At 60.5% G+C, this 23,479-nt stretch carries 18 protein-coding genes and 1 tRNA gene; all 19 read right to left on the bottom strand.

The window, feature by feature from the left end; translation table 11 throughout:
• Nucleotides 1-111 precede the first annotated feature (111 nt).
• Nucleotides 112-528, bottom strand: coding sequence for an exosporium protein C (locus GT019_RS20715; RefSeq protein ID WP_161745105.1), 417 nt, complete (start codon nucleotides 526-528; stop codon nucleotides 112-114).
• A 110-nt stretch (nucleotides 529-638) separates the two neighbouring features.
• A complete protein-coding gene (locus GT019_RS20710) occupies nucleotides 639-1,187 on the bottom strand; it encodes an HAD family hydrolase (protein WP_161745104.1) in 549 nt (182 codons plus the stop codon).
• A gap of 40 nt (nucleotides 1,188-1,227) precedes the next feature.
• Complete coding sequence (locus GT019_RS20705) at nucleotides 1,228-3,627, bottom strand: glycoside hydrolase family 95 protein (protein ID WP_161745103.1); 2,400 nt, start codon at nucleotides 3,625-3,627, stop codon at nucleotides 1,228-1,230.
• 82 nt (nucleotides 3,628-3,709) lie between these two features.
• Nucleotides 3,710-5,542, bottom strand: a complete 1,833-nt coding sequence (locus GT019_RS20700) for a right-handed parallel beta-helix repeat-containing protein (protein WP_235948813.1) — start codon at nucleotides 5,540-5,542, stop codon at nucleotides 3,710-3,712.
• A 241-nt stretch (nucleotides 5,543-5,783) separates the two neighbouring features.
• The gene (locus GT019_RS20695; RefSeq protein ID WP_161745102.1) at nucleotides 5,784-7,466 is read right to left on the bottom strand and encodes an extracellular solute-binding protein; all 1,683 of its coding nucleotides are present in this window, start codon (nucleotides 7,464-7,466) and stop codon (nucleotides 5,784-5,786) included.
• A 54-nt stretch (nucleotides 7,467-7,520) separates the two neighbouring features.
• On the bottom strand, nucleotides 7,521-8,444 hold the full coding sequence (locus GT019_RS20690) for a carbohydrate ABC transporter permease (protein ID WP_161745101.1): 924 nt from the start codon (nucleotides 8,442-8,444) through the stop codon (nucleotides 7,521-7,523).
• Nucleotides 8,444-9,352, bottom strand: coding sequence for an ABC transporter permease (locus tag GT019_RS20685; protein WP_161745100.1), 909 nt, complete (start codon nucleotides 9,350-9,352; stop codon nucleotides 8,444-8,446). Before GT019_RS20685 ends, GT019_RS20690 begins: the two co-directional genes overlap by 1 nt.
• A 190-nt stretch (nucleotides 9,353-9,542) precedes the next feature.
• Nucleotides 9,543-10,958: a response regulator transcription factor gene (locus GT019_RS20680; RefSeq protein WP_161745099.1), complete on the bottom strand. Its 1,416-nt coding sequence runs from the start codon at nucleotides 10,956-10,958 to the stop codon at nucleotides 9,543-9,545.
• Nucleotides 10,951-12,753, bottom strand: coding sequence for a sensor histidine kinase (locus tag GT019_RS20675; protein WP_161745098.1), 1,803 nt, complete (start codon nucleotides 12,751-12,753; stop codon nucleotides 10,951-10,953). Before GT019_RS20675 ends, GT019_RS20680 begins: the two co-directional genes overlap by 8 nt.
• A gap of 201 nt (nucleotides 12,754-12,954) precedes the next feature.
• Nucleotides 12,955-13,041 (bottom strand) — tRNA-Leu (locus tag GT019_RS20670).
• A gap of 160 nt (nucleotides 13,042-13,201) precedes the next feature.
• Complete coding sequence (locus GT019_RS20665) at nucleotides 13,202-14,341, bottom strand: efflux RND transporter periplasmic adaptor subunit (protein WP_161745097.1); 1,140 nt, start codon at nucleotides 14,339-14,341, stop codon at nucleotides 13,202-13,204.
• 16 nt (nucleotides 14,342-14,357) lie between these two features.
• On the bottom strand, nucleotides 14,358-15,236 hold the full coding sequence (locus tag GT019_RS20660; RefSeq protein ID WP_161745096.1) for a carbohydrate ABC transporter permease: 879 nt from the start codon (nucleotides 15,234-15,236) through the stop codon (nucleotides 14,358-14,360).
• 12 nt (nucleotides 15,237-15,248) lie between these two features.
• Complete coding sequence (locus GT019_RS20655; protein ID WP_407945096.1) at nucleotides 15,249-16,139, bottom strand: carbohydrate ABC transporter permease; 891 nt, start codon at nucleotides 16,137-16,139, stop codon at nucleotides 15,249-15,251.
• A complete protein-coding gene (locus GT019_RS20650) occupies nucleotides 16,132-17,604 on the bottom strand; it encodes an ABC transporter substrate-binding protein (protein ID WP_161745095.1) in 1,473 nt (490 codons plus the stop codon). Before GT019_RS20650 ends, GT019_RS20655 begins: the two co-directional genes overlap by 8 nt.
• Before the next feature lie 206 nt (nucleotides 17,605-17,810).
• Nucleotides 17,811-18,950: a hypothetical protein gene (locus GT019_RS20645; protein ID WP_161745094.1), complete on the bottom strand. Its 1,140-nt coding sequence runs from the start codon at nucleotides 18,948-18,950 to the stop codon at nucleotides 17,811-17,813.
• Nucleotides 18,947-20,407: a sensor histidine kinase gene (locus GT019_RS20640; RefSeq protein ID WP_161745093.1), complete on the bottom strand. Its 1,461-nt coding sequence runs from the start codon at nucleotides 20,405-20,407 to the stop codon at nucleotides 18,947-18,949. Before GT019_RS20640 ends, GT019_RS20645 begins: the two co-directional genes overlap by 4 nt.
• Nucleotides 20,408-20,411: 4 nt before the next feature.
• A complete protein-coding gene (locus GT019_RS20635) occupies nucleotides 20,412-21,110 on the bottom strand; it encodes a response regulator transcription factor (protein WP_161745092.1) in 699 nt (232 codons plus the stop codon).
• A 112-nt stretch (nucleotides 21,111-21,222) separates the two neighbouring features.
• The gene (locus GT019_RS20630) at nucleotides 21,223-21,981 is read right to left on the bottom strand and encodes an N-acetylmuramoyl-L-alanine amidase family protein (protein ID WP_161745091.1); all 759 of its coding nucleotides are present in this window, start codon (nucleotides 21,979-21,981) and stop codon (nucleotides 21,223-21,225) included.
• 207 nt (nucleotides 21,982-22,188) lie between these two features.
• Nucleotides 22,189-23,376, bottom strand: coding sequence for a cytochrome P450 (locus GT019_RS20625; protein ID WP_161745090.1), 1,188 nt, complete (start codon nucleotides 23,374-23,376; stop codon nucleotides 22,189-22,191).
• Between the last annotated feature and the right edge of the window lie 103 nt (nucleotides 23,377-23,479).

The raw sequence follows: 23,479 nt of genomic DNA, 5'->3' as shown, positions 1-23,479 counted from the left end.
CTCTTTCTGCCGCTTCACGTACATTGTTTGTGGAAAGAGGGAAAATTATGTATAAAGCAAAAAGACGAGCAAGTGAATGCTCGTCTTGTTTGCGACCGATGAAGGAAGCGCTTAGACCGCGAATACGGATGCGCTGAGGCTCATAGGGCCGATGATTTGGCCCGTCGTGCCCGCCGTCAGGTTCTCGACGTAAACGGAATAGCCGTGCGCGCCTGCAGCAACGTTGATGTCGATGACTTGGAACGTGATCAGGCCGTAATGCTCGAAGCCGGATTCCAACCCATGCAAGCCATAATAGATTTCTTGCGTTCCGCGGAATACGCGGAACAGCAGGGACGGCAAGCTGGCCACGCCTTGCGCGCCGAAGGAAGCGATCAGCTGCACGCGGTTGTTGTTGGCGTATTGCGGGAGAACGTAGATGCCAAGCTCCGCGAGGATGATTTTGTTCGGCGTGAGCGGCGCGGTGATCGCGACTTGGTTCGTGGCGACTGCGGGAACGCTGACGTTGTAGTTGATTAATTGTGCCATAATTGAAGTTCAACTCCTTCCCTATCAGATATTTCCATTCTATGAAAACGGAAATGCTCTGGTGTGGACGAGTTGCTATTCAATTTGCGCGATCGGGCGGGATCCGCGATTTAGGCCGACTCCGCTGCCCGAAGTTCCGCTTCCAACCGTTCGGCCAATTCCAGCAGCTCCAAGGGCTCGCGGATGACATGGACCGGACGCTCGCTGTCGTCGGCCGGCTCGTGCGGATACCGCGTCGTCCAGCTGAGGAAGACGCTGGCGATGCCGAGCGCGTTGGCGCCCTTGACGTCCCGGCTCAGGTTGTTGCCGACCATGACGATCCGGCCGAAGTCGGCTTCGCTCAGCTCGAGCGCGCCCGCCGCCGCGCGGAACATGCGCGGGCTCGGCTTGTAGGCCTTGATCGTCTCCGAGTAAATCATCGTCGTGAAATAATCGTAGAGGCCATGCTGCTTGAACACGTTCTTGAACGACTGCGCATCCCCGTCGGCGACGAGCGCCAGCGTGTACCCTCGCTCATGAAGGGTCTTGACCATGTCGGCCGCCCCGGGAATGAGGTCCGCGCTGACGACGATCCCCTCTTCGTCCCGAATTTCCGTCGATTCGTCGACGATCGTATCCCCGCTGTCGAGGAAAAGAATTAATTTTTTATCGCTCATCATTGGTGTTGCTCCTTCTCTCCATGTTGGAATGCGGCGCGGATTAGGCGTTCGGCCGCACCAGATATGTCTCGCCCGCCTTGACGTCGAACGCGATGCAACCTGCCTGCCCGTCCGCGATTGTTACGCTTCGGCCGTCATTGACGACTTCGACCTCGACGCGGGCGCGCAGCGCGCAGCGGCCGTCGCGCAGCGGCATGATCGACGCTTCCGCGAGCTTGCCTTCGCGCCAGCGTATGCCGATCTCGAACCCGCCGCGGGCCCGCAGTCCCCTGACGGAGCCTTCGCGCCAATCGTCCGGCAGCGCGGGCAGCAGGTCCAGGCAGTCCTGGTCCGATTGCAGCAGCATCTCGGCGATGCCGGCCGTGGCGGCGAAGTTGCCGTCGATCTGGAACGGCGGATGCGCGTCGAACAGGTTGGCGTACACGCCGCCCTTCTCGGAATCGGGCGGTTTGTTCTCGCTGACGAGCTGCAGCAAATTCGAGATGAGCTTCAGCGCACGGTTGCCTTCCCCGAAATGCGCCCACAGCCCGATCTTCCAGCCGAGGCTCCAGCCCGTGCCGTCGTCGCCCCTGCGCTCGAGCGACCGTCTCGCGGCAGCGAACAGCTCGGGCGTCGCCCGCTCCGTCAAGCGGCGGCCGGGGTAAACGCCGAACAGATGCGACGGATGACGGTGATGGACGTCCTCTTCCTCGAAATCCCGGAACCACTCCCGCAGCTGGCCGTACTTGCCGATCCCCATCGGCAGCAGGCGCTCGAGCGCTCCTGCCAGCTCCGCGGCGAACGCCTCGTCCGCCTCCAGGCGGCCCGCCGCTTCGATGCAGCTCTCGAACAGCTCGGCGATGAGCGCGAGATCCATCGTCGATGCCATGCTGACGGCTGCCAAGCCTTCGCCGGTACGGAATTTATGCTCGGGCGAGGTCGACGGCGCCGTCACGAGGCGGCCGTCCGCGTCTTCGAACAGCCAATCCAGGCAGAACGACGCCGCTGCCTTCATGATCGGATACGCGCGCTCGCGCAAATAGGCGACATCGCCGCCGAAGGCGAAATGCTCCCACAGGTGCTGCGTCAGCCATACGCCGCCCATCGGCCAGGTGACCCAGATCGGATCGCCGGCGCCGTGATCGCCGACCGGCGAGGTCAGCGCCCAAATATCGGAGTTGTGATGCGCCGTCCAGCCGCGCGCGCCGTAATTGACGCGCGCCGTCTCCGCTCCGTTGACCGCGAGGCTGCCGATGAAATCCAGCAGCGGCTCGTGCAGTTCCGCCAGATTCGTCGTCTCGGCCGGCCAATAGTTCATCTCCGTATTGATGTTGATCGTATAATTGCTGCTCCACGGCGGCCGCGTCGACTCGTTCCAGATGCCCTGCAGATTCGCCGGCTGCGTGCCTTGGCGGGAGCTGGCAATCAGCAGGTAACGGCCATAATTGAACAGCAGCTCCACGAGCGCCGGATCCTTAGCGCCGTATGCCGCGATTCGCTTATCCGTGGCCAACCCGGCCGGGGCCTTCGATGGGCCCAGGTCCAGCGCGACCCGGTCGTAAAAGGGACGGTAATCGGCCGCGTGAAGCCTCTTGGCTGCCTCGTACGGCACGGCAACCGCCGCGTCGAGCGCCTTGGCTGCCGCCTCCGCGGCATCGCGGCCCTGGCTCCCCGGCAGCTTGTCGAAGCCGTTGAAGCTGGTCGCCGCGCTCACGTAGAACGTCACGCTCGTGCTGCCGGCGACATGAAGCCCGTCGCCGTCCGCCGTCAGGCTGCCGTCTTCGAGGACGGCATGCAAATGGCACTCGAAGCGCAGCGCTTCCGTGACGGCTTCGTCGCCGTAGACGAGCGGCCGGCCGCTGCTGCCGTCGTAGCTCGGAATCGCGATCTCCGGGGCGATGCCCCGGAGGACGAACCGCGTTCCGGAAGCCGCCGTGCGGCTGCGCAGCGGACTCTCCAGCCGGGCGCGCACGTCCAGCGCGCCCGGCACGCTGGATTCCAGCCGCACGATCAGCGTCCCGTGCGGATGGGAAGCGAAGATTTCCCGCTTGTAAACCACGTCGCCGATCGTATATTCGACCGCGGACAAGGCGTTCGCCACGTCGAGCTCCCGGACATAGTCCCGGTATACGTCACCGTGCCCGAAGCGCAGCGTCAGGTCGCCGAGCGGCAGGTACGCCTGGCTGTGCGGGCCCATCATCTCCCGGCACATCTGGTCCGCTTCGCGGTACTTTCCTTGCGCGATCAGTTCCCGCACGGCCGGCAGAAGCTCCTTCGACCGCGGATTGTTCCAGTCCCGGGGATGGCCGGACCAGAGCGTATCCTCGTTCAGCGCGATCCGCTCCTTCTCGACGCCGCCGAAGACCATGGCGCCGATCCGGCCGTTGCCGACGGGCAGCGCTTCGGTCCATGCGCGCGCCGGCGCCGCGTATTGCAGCTTCGTCGATGATGCTTGATTCATAGGCTTGCCGCCTCCTCGCGTAATGCCCTCGTTCGTTTCGTCGTCGTGCCGGCGTTCCCTGTCATCCATGAACGCGTCTCGCTTACGCTTCCAGGCGCAGCCCCTGTCCCTCATCCAAACGCAGCTCGCCCGGCGGCATCCGCTCGAGCGAGACGACGCCGGCCGGCGTTCCTGCCGCGTCGATGCGGTTGCCGGCGATCACCGCCTCGCTGCATGCGATGAGCCGGATGAGATTGCTGCCGGCCGTCGGCGTTCCTTCGCCGGATGTATCGCTGCCGGCGTTACCCTCAGGGGATGCCGGAACGATCGTATTGCCGGCGAAGCGGATTCCCCTTACGCTCTTCGCGTCCAGCGCGGCGGCCAGGGTTGTCTCGATCACGTTGTCTTCGATCGCGATCCCGGCATGCACCGGCAAGCCGGCGTCGACCTCGCGGTTCTCCGGCGCGATATAGACGACGGGATGATCGGCGTCCCCGCATGCGAGAAACCGGTTGCGGCGTATCGTCATATCGCGCACCGGACCGGATTCGAACCAGTTCTCCGCTTCGTCGCACACGAACACGCCGCTCATCGTCATGCCGTCGAAAACGTTGTCCTCGATGACGATCTTCCGGCGGGTCGACGCCAGAACGCCGCGCGTCGAGATACGCGCGAAATAATTGCGCCGCACGTGCAGCTCCGGCGTCCAGGTCACGTTCTCGACCGCATCGCCGGCCGTGACGCCGGACGGCAAATCATCCGCTAACGTAACCAGCCATTCCCGCGGGCTAATTGCCTCGGCGGCGCGCACCTTGCCCGTTCCGTACGCCTGCAGCGATGCGCTCCTTACGAACGCCACCTCGTCGCCGGGGAAAAACGCCTCGAAGCCGTACGTCTGCGGATGCATGAAGCGCAGTCGCACTTGATTCGCCGCCGGCGCCTCGACGATCCGCAGATACGTGCCGTGCGCGTTGACCGCGTCGTCGTGACCGCCGATGAATCGGCTGTCTTCGATCTCGACCATGCCGCGGCAGCCGGATAGATGAATGAAATCCGCGAAGGCCGTTACCGTCCGTCCCGTCTCGGGGCGCGGCGAGAAGTCCAGCTCCGCGAAGCGAAGATGCTCGCTGTACTGACAGACGATGCCCAGGCCGTGCATGAAATGAATGCCGGACTTGAGCAACCGAACGTTGCGGCTTTTGTAAATAAACGCGCCCACCTGATCGCGAATGCCGTCGCGCACCTGCAGCACCCGGCCTACGGGTTGAAGCGGCGTCCCGGCGTCAAAGAAGAAGCGAAGACGGTTCGGGGCAAGCTCCTCGACCCGAGCGGCCTGCTCGCCCAAATTATCGATCCGCCAGGTTCGGTTGCTCGCCGGGTCGAATGCCTGCATCGGACCCGCGTTGAAGCGCCAGCCGTCGCCGATCCAGTATACCCTGCCGTCCTGCAGCTCGTAACGGGAATCGGGATGCACCTCGGCATCGAACCATTCGCCGCCGTTTGCCGAGATCGTCATTTCCGCCACCGTCGGAAGGGCATAATCCAGATGCAGGTTGCGGATCTCGATATCGTCGCAGCCGTCCAGCGCGAGCATCGTCATGCGGCCGTGGATCAGGAACAACGACCCGTTTCCTTCGAGCGTCAGCTGCGCCGCATCCTTCAGCAGGATGGCGATCGTCTTCGTCACGTCGGGGTTTTCTTCTTCGCTTGCGGTATTGGTAATAAAGTACTTCTCCCGCGCGGCCTCGTCCGGGTACAAATCGTAACGCCCCTGCGGACAGTCCAGCACGACCGGCCCGGATATCCGCGCGGCGGCTTCGATCGCGCGGCGCATGGCCGGCAGCGCATCGCGCCCCGTACCGGGCTCCGCGCCGTAATCCGTTAACAGGATGCGAACGGCCGCATCCGGAACATGGTGATCGGAATTCATTGTCATCCTCCTGTCTCCTGTCTGCTGTCTGCTGTCTCCTAATGCGCAAAGCGGCAGGTTAAGCGCTTAACCTACCATACAACGAATCCGCTCCCTCTTCAATACGGCGGGACGAATTTAACCCGCTGTCGCAGCTCGCTGCGGCGGTTAATGCCAATCGCGGCCCATCGCCCGAATGCCGGCCGTGGAACGCAAAAAGAAAAAGACTCCGCCCGAAGACCGCGCAGAGCCTTTCCCCTTTCGTGCGTTATTTGCCCAGCTTCGCCATTTCCGCCGTTACTTCGGTGATGGCGGCCTGCAGTCCTTTGCCGTCGTAGCCTTTTTGCGCGTCGTGCAGCATTTTCACCGGATCGTCTTTGCCAAGTACGATGCGGGTGAAGTCTTCGTCGAAGTTGATCGTCGACAGCTTATCCTTCGCCGGCGTGGACATCGAGAAGATATCGAATGCCGTAGGGATCGGCTTGGCGTTGTCCATCTGCCACTTGAGCTCGTTCTGAATAAACTCGACTACATTGTCGCCCAATGCGGCACGGTTAGCCGCGCTGTCCTCAAGCGTGCTTGCGTTGCGCCATGCGGCCAACTGCGAGACGATGTCGAACGACGGATATTCTTTATTAAGCGCGACGTAGGCGTCGCCTTCCTTCGGACGGGTAATCGTGATCGCGCCGCTCGCGTCCTTCGTGTAATCCTTGCCTTCGATGCCGTAGTCGAACATCTCTTTCGCTTCCGGCGACAGCAGCCAGTCGTAAATGCTCAGGATGCGGGACATTTTCGCGTCGTCCACTTCCGCGTTGATCATCGTCTCGGACCAGAACGACTGCGTCGTATGACGGTAGATCGTGCCGTCCGCCGCCGGCCACAGATGAAGGATCTTCACGTTGTCGAAGAAGTTTTTGCCCGGATTCGCTTTCTCCCACTCCGCCTTGACGCCCGCGGAGCCGCTGACGGAATTGGATGCGAACGCCAGCGCGCCGGCTTTGCCTTGATAGAATTTCTGGTTCGCTTCGCCGGCCTTCTCGACCGCGAAGTCCGGATCCAGTCCGCCGTCCGCGTACAGCTGACGCGCTTGAACCATGACTTGATCCATCTGCTTGGAAGCATAATACGGAATCCATTTGCCGTCTTCCTGCAGCCAGCTGGAGTTGTCGAACTGCGGGAAGGTCGGCATGAAGACCCCTTTGAAATAACCGAGCGTATTCATGGCGATGCCCGTCGTATCGTTCTTGCCGTTGCCGTCGGGATCTTTATCTGCGAACGCTTTCATCATCGCGTCGAATTCGTCGAAGCTCTTCGGATCCTGCAAGCCGAGCTTATCCATCCAGTCCTTGCGGACGAAGATGGCGCGGTCGACGGCCCACATATCCGTATTCGGGTATGTCATCCGCGGGATGGCGTACAGCTTGCCGTCGCGGTATACGCCCTGAACGTCCGGCGCTTTGGCGACCTTTTCGAGGTTCGGATAGGCGCTCAGATCTTCGGGAAGCGCATGGACGAGACCTTGCGAGACCCATTGATTATACGTGGCCGGGTTGTCGTTCACGATGCTGTTGGTGATGATGTCGGGCAGTTGGCCGGCCGCGGACCAGACTTGGTTTTTCTCTTTGTAGTTGTCCCAACCGATGTCCACGGGTTTGAGCGTGACGTTGAAATCCTTCTCGATCTTCTGCACCAGCTCGTCGTGCTGCTGGAAGCCGACGCCGATGCCCCACCAGGAGAGGGAGATATCCAGATGATCCTTGTATGGATCATCCGTTGCGGCCGGCGTGTTCGCTGCCGCGCTGTTTCCGGCGCCGTTATCCGCCGCCGGCGCATTGTTCGCGCCGTCGTTCGCGGTATTGCCCGCGTCGTTCGAATTGCCGCAACCGGATACGACAACGATGAGCGCCGCTGCGAGGAGACTGTTCAAGCCAATCCGTTTTGCTCTGTTCATCTTCGATTATCCCCTTGTCTGATATGATTTTATAATAAAAGCTTGTCGCTCTTACTATCCCTTGATGGAACCGATCATAACGCCTTTGGAAAAATATTTTTGCAGGAACGGGTACAAGCAGGCGATCGGCAGCGTGCTGACGACGAGTACCGCCATCTTGAGCATTTCCGGCTGCAGGTCGCTGTTCTGCACGCTGACGCTCGTCGTGATGCTCGAGAGCACCTGCGCGTAGTTGGTCAGCAGCTCTCTTAGCAGCGCTTGCAGCGGCAGCAGGTTGACATTGGTCATGAAGAGCACCCCGTACCACCATTCGTTCCAGCGGTCCACCGCGTAGAACAGCGTGATCGTGGCGATCATCGGCATGGAGATGGGAACGACAACCTTATACAATACTTGAAGATCGTTGGCGCCGTCAATCTTGGCCGACTCCTCCAAAGCGACCGGAAGCGTGCGGAAGAACGCGATGCAGATGATCAAATAAAAGGTGTTGACGGCGACCGGAAGCACCATGACGAACAAATTGTTGATCAAATGAAAGTTCTTCATCGTCAGGTAGAACGGAATCAGTCCGCCGTTGAAGAACATCGTGAAGACGATGCCCCCCATGACGATCTTCCGCCCCGGAAAGCCGGTCTTCGACAGCACGTAAGAGCCGGTCACCGTGACGAGCATATTGACCGCGGTCCCGACCCCCGTAACGAAGATCGTGACCAGCAGCGCTTTCAAGAAACGCGGCTCATGGATGATGTACGTGTACGCCGAGAAGTCGAACACGGTCGGAATCAGGTACACCATTTGCTTCGATACCGCCACCGTGTTGCTGAACGACATCAGCACGACGTTGTAGAACGGCAGCAGCGTCGCCAGCGTCAACAGGATCAGAATGGCGTGGATGACCACGTCCGCGGCATGAATCTTGCGGCGCCGCCCCGGCGTTTGCCGGATCGGCGCGCTTGCTGTTTTCGCAGCGCTTTGCATTATACGAGTCCCTCCCCGCCCAGACGTTTTACGATGAAGTTGGCCAGATACAGCAGCGAGAAATTCAGTACGGCTTTGAACAATCCGACCGCCGTCGTCACCCCGAAGCCCAGGCCGTCCGAGAACGCCGACCGGTAAGTGTACGTATCGATGATGTCGCCGGTCGAGTAAACGCCCGGATTGTACAGGTTGAAAATCTGATCGAAGCCGCCGTTCATCGCGTTGCCGACGGCCAGGATGAGCATGATCGCCGCCGTGCCGCGAATCGAAGGCCAGGTGACCGATTTCAGCTGCTGGAAACGGCCCGCGCCGTCGACGTAAGCGGCTTCGTACAGCTCAGGGTTAATGCCGGCGATCGCCGCGAGATAGATGATCGCGCTCCAGCCGACTTCCTTCCAAATGTTCGAGATGAACACGATCGCCCGGAAGAGACCGGGGTCGGTCAGGAACGTCACCTTATGGAAGCCCAGCGAGGCGATGATTTGGTTCAACACGCCGGCGTTGCCGAGGAAATTGAACATGATGCCGCTGATGATGACCCAAGAAATGAAGTGCGGAAACGTATACACGGTTTGGTAAAACTTCTTCATCTTCTCCCGCGCCACTTCGTTGATGAGCAGCGCCAGGATGATCGCGATCGGAAATTCGAACGCCAGCCGCCCGCAGCTGATGTAGAGCGTGTTCCAGAACGCGCGCCAGAAGTCGCTTTGCGCCACCAGATCCTTGAAATTGTCCATGCCGACCCACGGCCCGCTCAGAATGCCCCCGTGGTACTTGAACTCCTTGAACGCCAGCAGAACGCCGTACATCGGCACATACTGGAACAAGACGTAAAAAAGCACGGTAGGAAGGAGAAGCAGGTATAAATAGCGGTGTTTGAACAGATCCTTCCCTAAGGTTCTTCCCATGATGCACCTCCTCGTAAGCGTTACCAACTCGATGCATTCATTATCCCCCCATCCGCGCGCTTCGGGTATGCACGGGATTTATCGAATGTAACCGCTTATCGCGTCCGAACATAAAAATAGAAAACCTTCGCGCGAAGGTTTTCTAAAAATAGTCCATAGGAAAGCTAAAAATAATCCATTGTCTGCGCTTTCAAGGCCGTTCGCCGCGGTATTGCGTCGGCGTTTTGCCCGTCATCTTCTTGAATAGCCGGGTAAAATAAAAATAGTCCTGGTAACCGATCTTCTCGGCGATCTCCTGAATCGTATCGTCGTCTTCGTTCAGCAGCTCCTGGGCGTGCTGGATCCGCAGCCTGGCGATATAGCCCGTCAGCGTCTCGCCGACTTCCTTGCGGAAGAGCTGGCTGATGTAGCTCGGGTTCATGTAGAACTGCTCCGACAAGCCCTGCAGCGACAGTTCCTGGCGGAAGTGCTGCGTGACGTACTGCAGGATGCTGTTGAAATTGCGGTTCTTCGTCTCGATCGAAAGCGCCGGCTCGGCGGGACTCATGTTCCGGGCGACAAGCGCCTCCAGGGCGGCCAGCATGTCGAACGCGTCGCGGTACGAGCGGATCAACTGCTCGTAGCCGTACAGCGTCTCCTCCGTCTGCCCCAGCTTGAACAGGAACGAGACCGTCATGTTGTACACCTGGAACGCATGGCGAATCGAGAGCGCGCGGCTGCCGAACAGCTCCGCGATTCCTTTGAACGCCTGCCGGATCGCCGGCCCGGACTTTCCGGAGATCGCCTCGCTCATGTCCGCCAAGCAGCGGTTCAGCTCCTCTTGCCGGAAGGTTTGGGCCGCGTATACCCCGCAGTCGCGCGTCACGAAGAACTGATGCGCGAGCGCGTCCGCGGCATCGATCCCGGTCCGGACCTCGCCGAGATCCTTAATCGCGCCGGCAATGCCGATGCCGGACAGGCCCGGCGGGAATCGCTCCCGCCACTCCGCCTCGAGCGCGCTCGCCTCCGCCGCGCGAAGCAGGTAAACGGACTTCGAGGCGCCGGTCTTCAATCTTACGAACGGCCCTTTCGCATGCAGGTCGCCCGGACCTACCGCGACGACGGGCACGATGCCGTCGACGGTCCAGTCGCCGAAGCCGGCGCGTTCCAGCTCTTCCAGCAGTTTCAGGCGGCTAGCCTCGCCGGGTTCTTCCAGGAAATGCAGCAGCGACGACGCCGGCGCGGGCTTGGCCGCGGCGAGCATTTTGTCCAGCTTGAGCAGCACGCCGGATATTTCCATTTCGTCGAACGGCTTCAGGCAGTACGCGATCGCGCCGTACGAGATCGCTTTCTGCGCATAGGCGAACTCGGCATAGCCGCTGACGACGACGAAGAGGATGGGATGCTCCAGATTCCGCCCCCGTTGAATCAATTCGAGCCCGCTCATCTCCGGCATCCGGATGTCGGTAAAAACGACGTCCGGCTTCAGCTCCTTCATCGACGCCAGCGCATCCGCTCCGTTGTACGCCTGTCCGACGATCTCGAAGCCATGGCGCTCCCAGTCGACCAAATCCTTCAGGCTTTCCACGACCCAGCTCTCGTCATCGACGATCAAAGCCTTATGCATCCTGCTCGCTCCTTCCGTGAATCGTCATCTCGATCGTCGTTCCCCTATCCGCCTTGCTCTCGATTCGCAGACCGCTGCCCGCGCCGAACATCAATTGAATCCGGTTATGCACGTTGACGAGTCCGATGCTCTTCTGCTCGCCCGGCTCCTGCAGGCCCGATACCGGAGCCGCGATCGTCCGCTGCAGCTCCTCGAGCACCTCGTGCGCGATGCCCATGCCGTTGTCCTCGATCCGGACGACGAGCGCGCCTTCGCCGCCGACGCGTCCTCTGATCCACAGCTCGCCTTGGCGCAGCGTCGGCTCGAAGCCGTGATAGACGGCATTTTCCACGAGCGGCTGGAGGATCATCTTCGGAACGCGGTAAGCAAGCGCTTCGTCCGACAGCTCGTAATGGACGGAGAAGCGGTCCGCGAACCGGATCTGCTGAATCCGAACGTACGCTTCGATCATCCGGATCTCCTCGCTCAGCGGCACCTCGCTCGAGCCTTTGATGCTGTAGCGGAAAATGCTCGACAGCGCGCGGGTCATCGTCTTGATCCGGTCCTGCCCTTCCACGACGGCAATGCCCGTAATCGCTTCCAGCGTGTTGTACAGAAAATGCGGATTGATCTGGCTGCGCAAGAACGCCAGCTCGGATTTCTTCTTCTCCAGCTCGATGCCGTACAGCCGCGTATTCGTATCCAGCAGGCTCAGCGTCAGCCGGTCGATCTCGTCGAGCATGCTGTTCAGCTCGGTCGCCACGATGCTGATCTCCATATAGCCGTGCAGGGCGATCCGCTTCTTGAATTTGAGCAGGTCCCCGCGCCTGATCGTCGTGATGAAGAAGATCAATCGCTTGAGCGGACGCAGGATATTGTTGATGATGAACATGAACGGCACGGCCAGCACCAGCAGCGCGATGCCGAGGATGATCAGCTCCTGCCTGCGGATATCGAGCAAATCCCGCAGCAGCTCGTTCTCGGGCACCATGCTCAGGATCGTGCCGTCGATGTCGGGCAAGGCCTCCGTTTCGACCACGTAGCTGCGGTTCTTCCACTGGATGATCCGGTTGCTGGCATTCGTCGAGCCGTACTGAATGCCCTTGAAATCGCTTCCAGTTTGCACGGACGAATTGCTGGCGATGACCTGGTTCGAACGGTCCAGCAAATAAATCTGCGTACCGGTTTCCTGCGACGTATAATCCTGTTCGCTGACGACCGCGGCGGCGTCGACGATAAAGAACGCCGTGCCGATGTTGCGGTTGAACAGTTCGCCCTGCTGGCTGTAGGTGATCGTGGTCGCGAAGACCAGCTTCTTGTCGGGTCCGTACAGCTTCGGGTCGAACTGCAGCATCCCCGCGTAATAGCCGTTCACCTTGCTGTTCGCCAGCTGCTTGCGAAGCGGGATCACGTACCGGTTGCCGCCGTAGAGGTCGATCCAGGTGCCGTTGTTGCCCGAGATGATGATGTCCTCGATGCCTTCCTTCAGTTCTTTCTGGCCGCTCATGTACTTGTTCAGCTTCGTGAACTTGTCGTACCGGACGAGCTTGTCCGTCTCGACGAGATAATCCTGCACGTCCTGGTTATACGAGATGTCCTGCATGATCCGATAGATGACGTCGTGATTGGAGGCGACGTTCTTCTTGATCTCCGAGACGGTCTGCTTGACGTACTCTTCGTGGCTGCGGGTGATCATGCCGGACATCATCGCGTACGTATGCAGAATGACGACCAGGATCACGATAATCGTGCAGGCCGCCAGAATGAACAATTGCGAACGAATGGATAATCTTCTCAGGAAAGCCATCGCGCTCATTCCCGTCTGCCTAATGTCGAATTGCCTATGGCCTATTATTACTGCTTTCGACAGGGATAGTCAATCGCGGGGCGAAAAGCGCAGCGTTCGCGCACCGGCATCTCCGAGTGCATCCGTCCGGCGGCGGCTTGACGAGCGCTGCTGTCAGGCAAACATAAAAAAGAAGCCCTGCACGAGCAGGGCTTCTTGAATTTGTATGGTTGGTGCGGTCGAGAGGACTCGAACCTCCACGGCTGTTACACCACTAGAACCTGAATCTAGCGCGTCTGCCAATTCCGCCACGACCGCACATCCGGCAGATGTCGCTTCCTTCTTCTCAGAAGCGGCGAAAATTAATATACCACGAATGAAAGTACGAAGTCAACACTTATTCAGCAAATTTCTCCAAAGCGAATGCGAGCGGCATTGTGAGCCTTGTCAGGTCACGCGATACATGGCGCCCGGCGCATTACCGGCGGACGCGCACGCCATCCATGATGAAGTCGCTGCTATTGACGATGATCTCCTGCTGCTCGAACAGTCCCTCGCTGACCGCCGTCACGTACTCGTTCGCGTCGACTGCTTTTACCGGCGTTTCGACGGCGTAATAAGCGTTGCCGAGCGGCCCTTCTTCGGCTCTCAGCGTGAAGACGTACGTTCCTTCGGCATTCTTGTGGACCGCCTCGTTCGGCACGAGAATGAGTTGGTCGCCGCCGGTCTCGGACAGCTTCACCTTCGCCCGCTCGCCTCCGCGAAGGCCGTCGTCCTTGAACGCGACGGTCAGCTTGTACGACGAGCCGACAGCCGCCCCGGAACCGGTCTCGTCGCCGTCTGCCGGATCCCCGCCGCCCGCAGCGACCTCCTCGATCGCCGATATCGTGCCCGTGAGCTTCCGGTCGTCCGCCTCCAGCAGGGTGATTTGATCCAGCGTATCGCCGATATGGAGCAAGGCCGCCGTATCGCCCGGCACGAGGAGCTGAAGCCGGTACCCTTTGACCGCGTTAGACAAGGTGACGTCCGGCAAGCCGCCCGAGTCGAGGCCGGCCGCCGCGTTGACCGCCGTGACGACGCCATCGAACGGCGCCGCGATCTGCCTGCTTTCGGCAATGGTTTTCTGCAGGTGCTGAATATGCTCCTGCTGGCTCGCGATGTCGAGCTTGGCCGTTTCGATCGCGTTGGCCGCGGCCACCTTCGCCGAAGCGCTGTCCCCGCCTGCGGCTTCGATATAATCGGTCTCCAGCTGATGCATCGACAGATTGAGCTTCTTCAGGGACGCCTGCTGATCGGCCAGCTCCAGCATCGCGTCCGCGTCGTCGTATTGCACGAGCGGCTGGCCTGCGTGCACCTGATCCCCCTGCTTGACGAGCACCTTCGCGACTTTCCAGCCCGCCGGATTCGAGAGATTCCTCGTCTCGCCCGGCTGTATCGCGGCGCTGCCTTCGAAGTCATGCGCGAGCGTGCCCGCGGACGGGACCGCCGTGTAGACCTTCGGCAACGACAACGCGCGCAGCGAATTGCCGGCCAGCGTGCATCCGGCCAGCAGCACGAGGAACGCGCCCGCGATGAGCCGAATCTTGCGTTTTCTGGATCGGGACGTCTGTTCTTCCATGACGATCACTCCTGAGTTATCCTTTGATGCCCGATTGTTGAATGCCTTCGACGAAGTAGGACTCCGCGTAAAGGAACAGCAGCACCATCGGGGCCATGTACAGCGCGGAAGCGGCAAAGCCGATGCCCCGCGCCGATTGATTGATCTGCGCCAAGTAAAGCGATAACGGCTGCTTCGCCGCATCCTGCAGGAAAATGAGCGGCTGCTCGATCATATTCCAGTAATCGACGAACAAAAGGATGGTCAATGCCGCCAATCCCGGCTTCGCCAGCGGCAGCATGATGCGCGCGAAGATCGTCCATTGCCCGGCTCCGTCGATCTTGGCGGCTTCGGAGTAGGCGTACGGAATATGCGACATGAACTGCCGCATCATGAACACCCCGAATGCCCCGAAGATGCCGGGCAGGATGATCGCGGACGCATGATTCATGAGCCCGAGCTTGTCGATGACGAGATAGTTCGGCACGAGCGTGACCTGGAACGGCATGAGCATGGTCATCAGATAGACCAGGAACAGCTTGTCCCGTCCGAAGAAACGCAGCTTGGCGAAAGCGTAGGCAGCCAGCGAAGCGACGATCGTCTGCCCGACGACGATCGGCACGACGAGCGCGGCCGAATTCCAGAACATGCTGAGAAACTTCGGACTCAGCACCAGCACCTGCGCGTACTGCTTGAAGGACAGCCAGTCCGGCAGAATCTTCAAATTGACGAATGCGTCCTTGCCGCCCGCCGCGGCATCGACCATCTTCCCGAGCAGGTCGTAATTGCGGCCGATCTCCTCCTCCGTCATCAGCGAATTCGTGAACGTCAGCAGGATCGGGATCAGCGTGGCGACGGCGACCGCGCCGATCGCGAGCGACAGGATCAGCCTTGGAAGCCAGGATATTTTCTTCATGATAACCCCCCGCTACTCCACGTTATCCCGGAACCGGCGTTCGACGCCGAGCAGTCCCGATACCAGCAGCACGATGCACCCGACCATGATCGTGGCGGCGGCCGTCAGCTTCTGGATATCGAGCGTGAAGAACATGTTGTTCATGTAATGCTGCAGCATGTACAGCCTGTCGTATGGGTAGTCCCCGGCGAGCAGGTACGTCTCCCGGAATACTTTGAACGAATTGATGATCGAGATCAGCACGACGAAGAACATCGTCGGCGTCAGATACACCATCGTAATATGGCGAAACTGGTGCAGCCGCCCGGCTCCCTCGATGGCGGCCGTTTCGTAATAATCCCTCGGAATCGATTGGAGGCCGGCCAGGAACAGAATCATGTTGTAGCCGATGTTTTTCCAGATGTACATGACCACGATGATGCTCATCGACCAGTTCGATTGCATCCAGTCGATCCGCGCCAGATGAAAGCGATGCAGCAACGCGTTCAGCGTGCCGTTCCAATCGAAGAAGATCTGCCATACCATGACGATGGACGCGACGGGCACCACCAGCGGCATCATGATCGACGTCCGCAGCCAGTCGCGCATGTAGAGCGGCCGGTTCAACAGCATGGCGAGCAGCAGCGACAGCGCGATGAGCAGCGGAACGCCGATCCCCGCGAAAAGCATCGTATTGGACGCCGCCTTGCGGAAGGAGCCGCTGCGAAACAGCTCCATGTAATTGGCGAAGCCGACGAACTTGCCGCCCAGCGCGCCGTCCGTCAGGGACTCGTAGATCCCGAGCAGGAACGGGATGAAATAAAAGACCGCGAACCCGACGAGGCTCGGCGCGAGGAACCAGATCGCCTTGAACCCGTCCCCTCGGTGCGGACGCAGCGTCCGAAGCCGCATGCCGCTACTCATGGAGAAGCGTCGTCGCTTTGTTCTGGATCAGCTCCGCGACGTCCTCCGCGGATTTCTGCCCGGCGAAGTACGCCTTCGAATCCGTCACGACCATTTGCCAGAGCTTGTCGGACTTGGATTCCCCGACCGGGTGAACCGCTCCGTTCACATAGCCGCTCAATCCGTCCAGCATCGCGTCGTCCACCTGGAAGGTCGCTCCTTGCAGCGGCCCCTCCGCGTTGCCTTTGATCGCGCCCATGTCCTTCACCGCTTGGATCTGCTTGGCGTACGCGGCCTTGTTGATCGGGAATCCCGTCGTGTTCAGCGGTGCCTGGATATCCGCCGACATCAAATATTCGATGAAGTCCCAGGCTTCCGGTTTCACCTTGGAGTTCGCGTTGATCGCGACGTTCCGGTAGGTTTGAAAATACCCGCCGGCCGCCGTATCCTGCGCGTGGGGCTTGGCATACAGCTTCACGTGTTCGCCCAGGTTCTTGTTCGCCAGCTTCACGCCGAGGCTGTAGCCCTGCATCGATTCCAGGTAATCCTTCGGCGAATTGATCTGGATGCTTTGAAAATACGCGTTCACCCCGCGCCCCGTCTTGGAGACGACGCCGTCGTCGAACAGTGCTTCGACTTGTTTCATGAGCCCGGTAAAGGATGCCGAATCGAAATGCGCCTGATGCGCGGCGTCATCGATGAACAAGGCACGATTGTCGCCGACCATCTCGCCGAGCAGGTACTCGGGGCCTTCGTACGATAACGCCGACGGCAACGCGCCCTTCGCGACCATTTCCTCGGCCGTCTTGGCGAAATCGCTCCAGGACCATGTCAGATCGTCGAACTTCGCGCCGGTGCTTGCGATCGCGTCGACGTCCCCCGCGAAGCCCCGCAGGAAGAAAGTGAGCGGCATGCTGTACAAACCTCCGCCGATCCTGACGTTGTCCAGGATATTCGCGAAATACTCGTCTTCATGGAAGTCCGAATCCTGTTCCATGAACGTGCTCAGATCCGCCAGCAGCTTATGCCGCACGTAGTTGTCGGTCGGAAGCAGATCCATCGCGAGAAGGTCGGGGCCTTTGCCGGCCAGCATTGCCGCATTCGTGGCGGTCAAGTATTTGTCGATGTCCGCGTCGAGCGTCTCGTTCTTGTAGATGCCTTCCTCGAGCTTGATCTCGATATTCGGATGCAGCGCCTCGTATTTCTTGATCGCATCCTCGAATCTGTCGTCCTGCCAGAAGCTCGAGAAGACGATCGTCTTCTTGCCGCCGGCATCCGGCGCATCGCCTGCCGCAGCGCCCTTCGTGCCGCCGGCGTTCGACCCCGTGCCCGCTCCGGATGCGGTTCCGCTGCCGCCGGCATTTTGCGCGGGCGTGCCGCCGTTCGCGCCTGCATTTTGTCCGCCGTTCGCGTTTTCGCCGCTGCAGGCCGTCAACGCGATCGCGAGCACGCAGCTCGCGGCGATGCCTATTCCGTATGTTTTCATTCGCGCTATCTCCTTCGTAATCGGCTTCGGAACGGTACCGTCCCGACTTGCTCCTTTCGACTATAAAGAAGACATGTCTCCAAAACTTCATCCGCTTGTGAACAAATTGTCTCCAAACCAAAAACGGCGGACCGGACGACAAATCGTCCGGTCCGCCGTTCGCGGGCAAGCCATGCGGGAAGGACCGGCCCGCTTCGCCGGTCCTCCTAGCGGAATTCGATTATAAACGGTTGATTCGCCGCTTCGGGCGCGGCCGAAGACGGCATGCTTTGCTCCTCGGATCGCGCGTATTGCTTCCAGCCTTCGATCAGCAGCGCATCGTTGCCGGGACTCCAATGCATCTGCAGCGGGACGATCCCTTGATAAACGACGTTGCGGTACAGGACGTTGTTGCCCTGCAGTTTGCCTGCGTAGATCGTATCCTTCTCGTTCTGGGTATAGGCGATCACTTTCCGGTCCGAAGAGATGCGGAAGCTGCCGACCTTCTCCAGCAAGACGGAGAGCTCCCCGTTGCGCCGGTCGTACTCGAACAAGGTGCCGTCTCCGCCAAGGAACGCGAATTGATCGTTCGTGACCCAGACGGCCTGTTCCGCCCCGCTCGGATGATCGTATTGGACGCGATATCCGCTCCCTTCGCGCTTCGCGAGCATGACCGTATCCTCGGTTTGAATCAGCGCGCCGCCGGCATCGTCCGACAAGACGACCGACTGCGCGTAGCCCGACGAACGCAGCGTCCCGGCCAGCGGGTAGGTCTTGACCGTTCCCGCCTGCGTATCGTACGCCGCGATGTTCGTTTGGCCCCTTGCCGAGCCCGCGACAAGGAACGATACGTAGCGGCTGTTGCCCGACCACTTCAGGCTGCGGGAGTACAGCTTCCACGACATGCCGTCGGGCGCGGCCGCGGATTTGCTCGTTCCGTCCGCCACCGATATATCTTCCAGAAAGTTGCCGCTTCTGTCCTTGCCGATGCCCGATATCGATCTCCCGTCCGGCGACAGCTCGAATATGTCGGTATTGATGTCCACGCTCCGCAGCTGTTCGGCCTTGTCGTACGGGGCGGACAAGCGCTCCAATTGAAGGGACGTGTCCAGCGAAGGAGCGCTGCCCCGGGATAATCCGAGCACCGCCTCCGGGCCGGTCCAGCCGAGCAATTGCCCGTTCGGCGCGGGCAAGCGGTAGATCGTTTTGACTTGGAAAGGCTGCCCGTTCGCGCCGCTCATGCGATCGTCCGCCGTGCCGGGGATGACGATCGTCTCGGAGCGCGGGCTGCCCGTGCATCCCGACATCAGGACGAGCAGCGCCGCCAAGGCCGCCGGCAGAAAGGCCATGCGCCGAATATTCGTCATGTTCGCTCCGATCCCGCGGCCGGAAGCTCCGCGCTTACGCTTGTCCATCCGTCTTGGCTCGTCATGCGGATCGTCCCGCCGTGATCGTCGACGATCGATTTCACGATGCTGAGTCCGAGGCCGACGCTGCCTTCTTCTTTGAACCTGCGGTCCGCCGAATAGAAGGGCTCGAACACGTTGGCCAGCTGCTCCGGGGCCAGCTCGGGTCCCTGATTGGCGAATGCGAACCGAACCGTCCCGCGGTCGGAGGCCGCCTCGGCCCGAACGGAAATCTCCGATCGGGGGGAGCTGTATTTGATCGCGTTGTCGAGCAGGTTAATGAATAGCTGCCGAAGCCGGTCCGGCTGGCCGAGCACGTACAGTCCGTCCGCCGCGTCCAGCGCGATGCGTTTCTTGTAGCGCTGCGCCCGGATCGCCATCGCGTCGCAGACGTCGCGCAGGATGCCGCCCGTCTCGACGAGCCCGACGTCCCCGCGTCCGGCGTTCCGCTGCGACATCTCCAGCAGATTCAGCACCATGCCGTGCAGCCGCCGGCTTTCCTCCACGATATGATTCATGCCCTTCTCGAAAAAAGCCCGGTCGCTCTCGCCGTTCTCCCGGATGATCTCGGCATAGCCGAGAATCGAGGTGAGCGGCGTCTTGAGCTCATGGGTCACGTTGTCGAAAAATCGTTTCTCCTGCTCGTTCAGCTCCTTCAACCGGTCCCGATCGCGGGCGATGGTCGCGATCTGGCTGCTGATGCGGCGGATCATGTCGCCGAAGTTGGAAGCGAGCCGCCCGATCTCGTCCTTGCGCCGGATGCCGATGCGCACGTTCAGATTGCCCGCGATCACCTCCGTGGAGGCCCGCGTCAGCTTGACGATCGGAATCGTGATATGCCGCGACAGCATGTAGGAGAACAGGAAGGCCGCCGCGAATATCGTCAGCGCGACGTAGAAGATGAGGTTCTGGATGCGTCCGCTCTGCTCGTACAAGGGGGAGAAATCCTTGGCGAACCGCAGAATGCCCACTTTGACCCCGTCGATGACGACGGGGTACGAATACAGCACGGAGCCGGCGCTTCCCTCGTACGTCACGGTATAGGCGGTCTTGCCGCTCAGCGCTTGCTTGAGATCGTCGGTGTTGCTTCCGGCGAACACCTGGCGGTCGGACGAATAGAGCAGGATGCCGTCGACGGTATAGGCGCTGACGTCGCTGGAGGTGGCGTGGTGCAGGTCGTCCACCATTTCCTCGGCCATCTGCCCGAAATAGAGATCGTTGTTCGTGAAGTGATTAATAAGGAAGGCTTGGCGAACGTAGACGTTGCTGTTGTTTTTCAATCCGATCAGATCGGAGGTGATGATCTTCTGGTTGCTCGTCCGGATGACTTCCTTGAGGGTTACGTTGAGCACGAGAAAGGACAGGCAGAAGATCAGGAAGAAGCCGACGACGAACTTGGCCCGAATCGTCCGGAACATCGCGTCAATCCGCCCGGCGCTCGAACTTGTAGCCGATCCCGAACACGGTCGTGATCAGGTCGGCGGCATCGAGCTTCTTGCGCAGGCGCTGGATATGCGTGTCGACGGTGCGCGTATCGCCGGGAAAATCGTAGCCCCATACGAAATCGAGCAGCTCCGAGCGCGTGAAGATTTTGCCGCGGTGCCCGAACAGCGTCGTGAGCAGATCGAACTCCTTCGGCGTCAGCTCGACCGGCTCGCCGTTCTTCGTCACGAGCCGCTCGTCCGGCTCGATGACGATATTCCGGAAGCGCAAGGCCGCCTTCCCCGCCGCTTCCTCGACGTTCTGGTTCGCCTGCGCCAGCCGCCTCAGAATCGTGCGGATCCGCGCGACGACCTCCCGCAGGTCGAACGGCTTCGTGATATAATCGTCCGCGCCGAACTCCAGGCCCAGGATCTTATCCGTGATGTCGGACCTTGCGGTGATCATGAGAATCGGGATGTTGTAGTTCGCGGTCACCTTCTTGCAGATATCCAGGCCGCTCTGGTCGGGCAGCATCCAGTCCAGCAGCAGCATGTCCGGCTGGAACCGGTCCAGCTCGGCGAGACCCTCGGCGCCGTTCGCCGCCGTCCGCGTCAGAAAGCCTTCCTTGTTCAGCCCGTAAGCGAGCAGATCGGCGATCGCTTCTTCGTCTTCGATAATGAGGATTTTCGTTTTATCCATGCCGTGCTCCAATCTGATTCATCGCCTTGGAGGAAATGAAGCTTCTATCAACGCTAGCAAGCCTGTTTCGGCGAGCGGCTGTGAAACGGCGCCCGCGCGTACCGGCGGGCATTCATTGCCCGGAGACTGCGCCTGCCGGGGAATCGGCGCCCGTTCCGGAAGCCTGCAAGAAGGATTTCAAGCCGTCCACGATCGCTTGCGCCGCCTTCATCTGTCCGTCCTCGCTCAGCATGACGGATTCCTCGCCGGGATTCGTGATATAGCCGGGCTCGACCAGGACCGCCGGCATCTCGCTTAAGGCAAGCACCTTCAGCTGCTCCTCTTTCACGCCGCGGTCGGGAAAGCCCAAGGCCGCCACCACCTGCTGATGAATGGCCATCGCGAGCGGCATGCCGCTCGCATACTTATAGTACGTCTCCGTTCCCCCGACGCTCGGATCCTCGAACGCGTTGTCGTGGATCGATAGCAGCGCGTCCGCATGCCAGTCGTTTGCCATCGCCGCGCGATCCGCCAACTCCACGAACGTATCGTCCGAGCGAGTCAGCCTAGGTGCGAAAGCGGGGTCGCTCTTGAGCAAATCATAAATTTTCATGGCGAGGGATAGATTGCTGTCCTTCTCCCATTGGCCGCTGCTCCCCTCGGAGCCCGGATCCTTGCCGCCGTGCCCGGGGTCGATGACGACGCGGTACACGTTGTCCGGCGGATCGTCGCCATCCGCCACGGTCATGCTGCCGGACGGGCCGCCCTCAAGCGGTCTCGGATCCTCCGCATGATGGCGCAGCAGCGAAGCCAGCGAACCGCCGATCACGAATAACAAGATGACCGTTATCGCCAATCGGACCGGTCTTCTCAATCTCCTGCGTCTCTTCATGTTGTCCTCCCGACGGATGATCGTTGCTGTTCGTCTCTTAGTTATAACGCTCGAATGTCATCGGAAAGTTGACAAGTTGTCAACAAATTGTCTCCAACCGCGCGGAAATCATTGTCAGTCGGGACCGGATAACGCAATAAGCCCTTCCGGAAGGAAGGGCGAGCTCGGAATCGGCAGCCGGTACGGCATGCCAATTCCCCGCGGCGATCATGATCGGAACGCGACCGGGAAGCTCTTGACGCCGAACACGAACGAACTCGCGATCGGCGTCAGCGTCCGGTCGGGCGCCGCCGCGAGCGCCTCGGCATGACGGAGCAGCGCTCCCAGGGCATGCTTGGCTTCCAGCCGGGCAAGCGGCGCCCCGAGGCAGAAATGAATGCCGAAGCCGAAGCTCAGATGAGGGTTCGGCTTGCGTCCGAGCAGAAACGAATCGGGGTCATGGAATTTCCCCGGATCGCGATTGGCCGCGCCAACCCAGGCAATGATCTGTTCGCCCGCCTTGACCGTCGAGGACCCGATCGCCGTGTCCTGCTTCGCGACGCGGCCGATGGCCACGACCGGCGGGTAAAACCGCAGCGTTTCTTCGACGAATTCGGGAACGAGGTCAAGGTTCCGTCTCAGCTCCCGCTGCAAGTCGGGCTGTTCGGTCAGGAGGCGCACGCCGTTCGTGATCAGATTGGTCGTCGTCTCGTTCCCGGCCACCATCAGCAGGACGCAGAAGCTGATCAATTCCCGGGGAGTCAGCCGCTCTCCGTCGATTTCGGCCATCAGCAGCAGCGAGATCAGATCGTCCTGCGGTCGCTTCGCCCGAAGCTCCAGCAAGGACGTGAAGTACGCGGACAGCTCCGATATCGCCTGCTGCCGCCGCTCCATCACGCCGCGAAACGCCTCCTCGGTATCGTTCTGCGCGCTTTCGACGAGCACGTCGGACCATCGTTTGAAGCGGTCGCGGTCTTCCTGGGGGGCGCCGAGCAACTCGGCAATGATGATGACTGGCAAAGGCGTCGCGTAATCATGGACGATATCCATGCCGCTGCCGTCCGCATGCGCCAGCAAATCATGGACGATGGATTCGATTCGCGGGGTGAATTCCTGGATCGCGCGCGGCGTGAACGCTTTGTTGACCAGATCGCGAAGCTGGGTATGCCTGGGCGGATCCGAGAATAACACGCTTTCTCCCGCGCTCGCGCCGCGGGCGGACGAGAAATGGCCGTGGTCCTTCAGCACCTGGTGGACGTCCTCGTAAGCGAAAACCTCCCAACATCCGCGAACGGCATCGTAACGGACCGGCGATTCTTCCCGCAGACGCGACAGGATCCCGAACGGGAGCAGACGCTTCTCCGTCGTGTCGAGCTCCGGCATAACCAGCATATTGGCGTATTTGACGTTATTCATCCGAGTTCCTCCTTCAGTTGACAAGGCAAGCATCCCAGGCGGCGACGTCATTGCCTTTCGATTGCAGTATCTCCTGTAGTATCTCCGGATAAAGGAAATCTAG

This window comes from Paenibacillus glycinis, assembly GCF_009909185.1.
Lineage (GTDB): Bacteria > Bacillota > Bacilli > Paenibacillales > Paenibacillaceae > Paenibacillus_Z > Paenibacillus_Z glycinis.
Note: the sequence above shows the minus strand (reverse complement) of the source record. Positions and strands in the feature narration are given on the sequence as shown.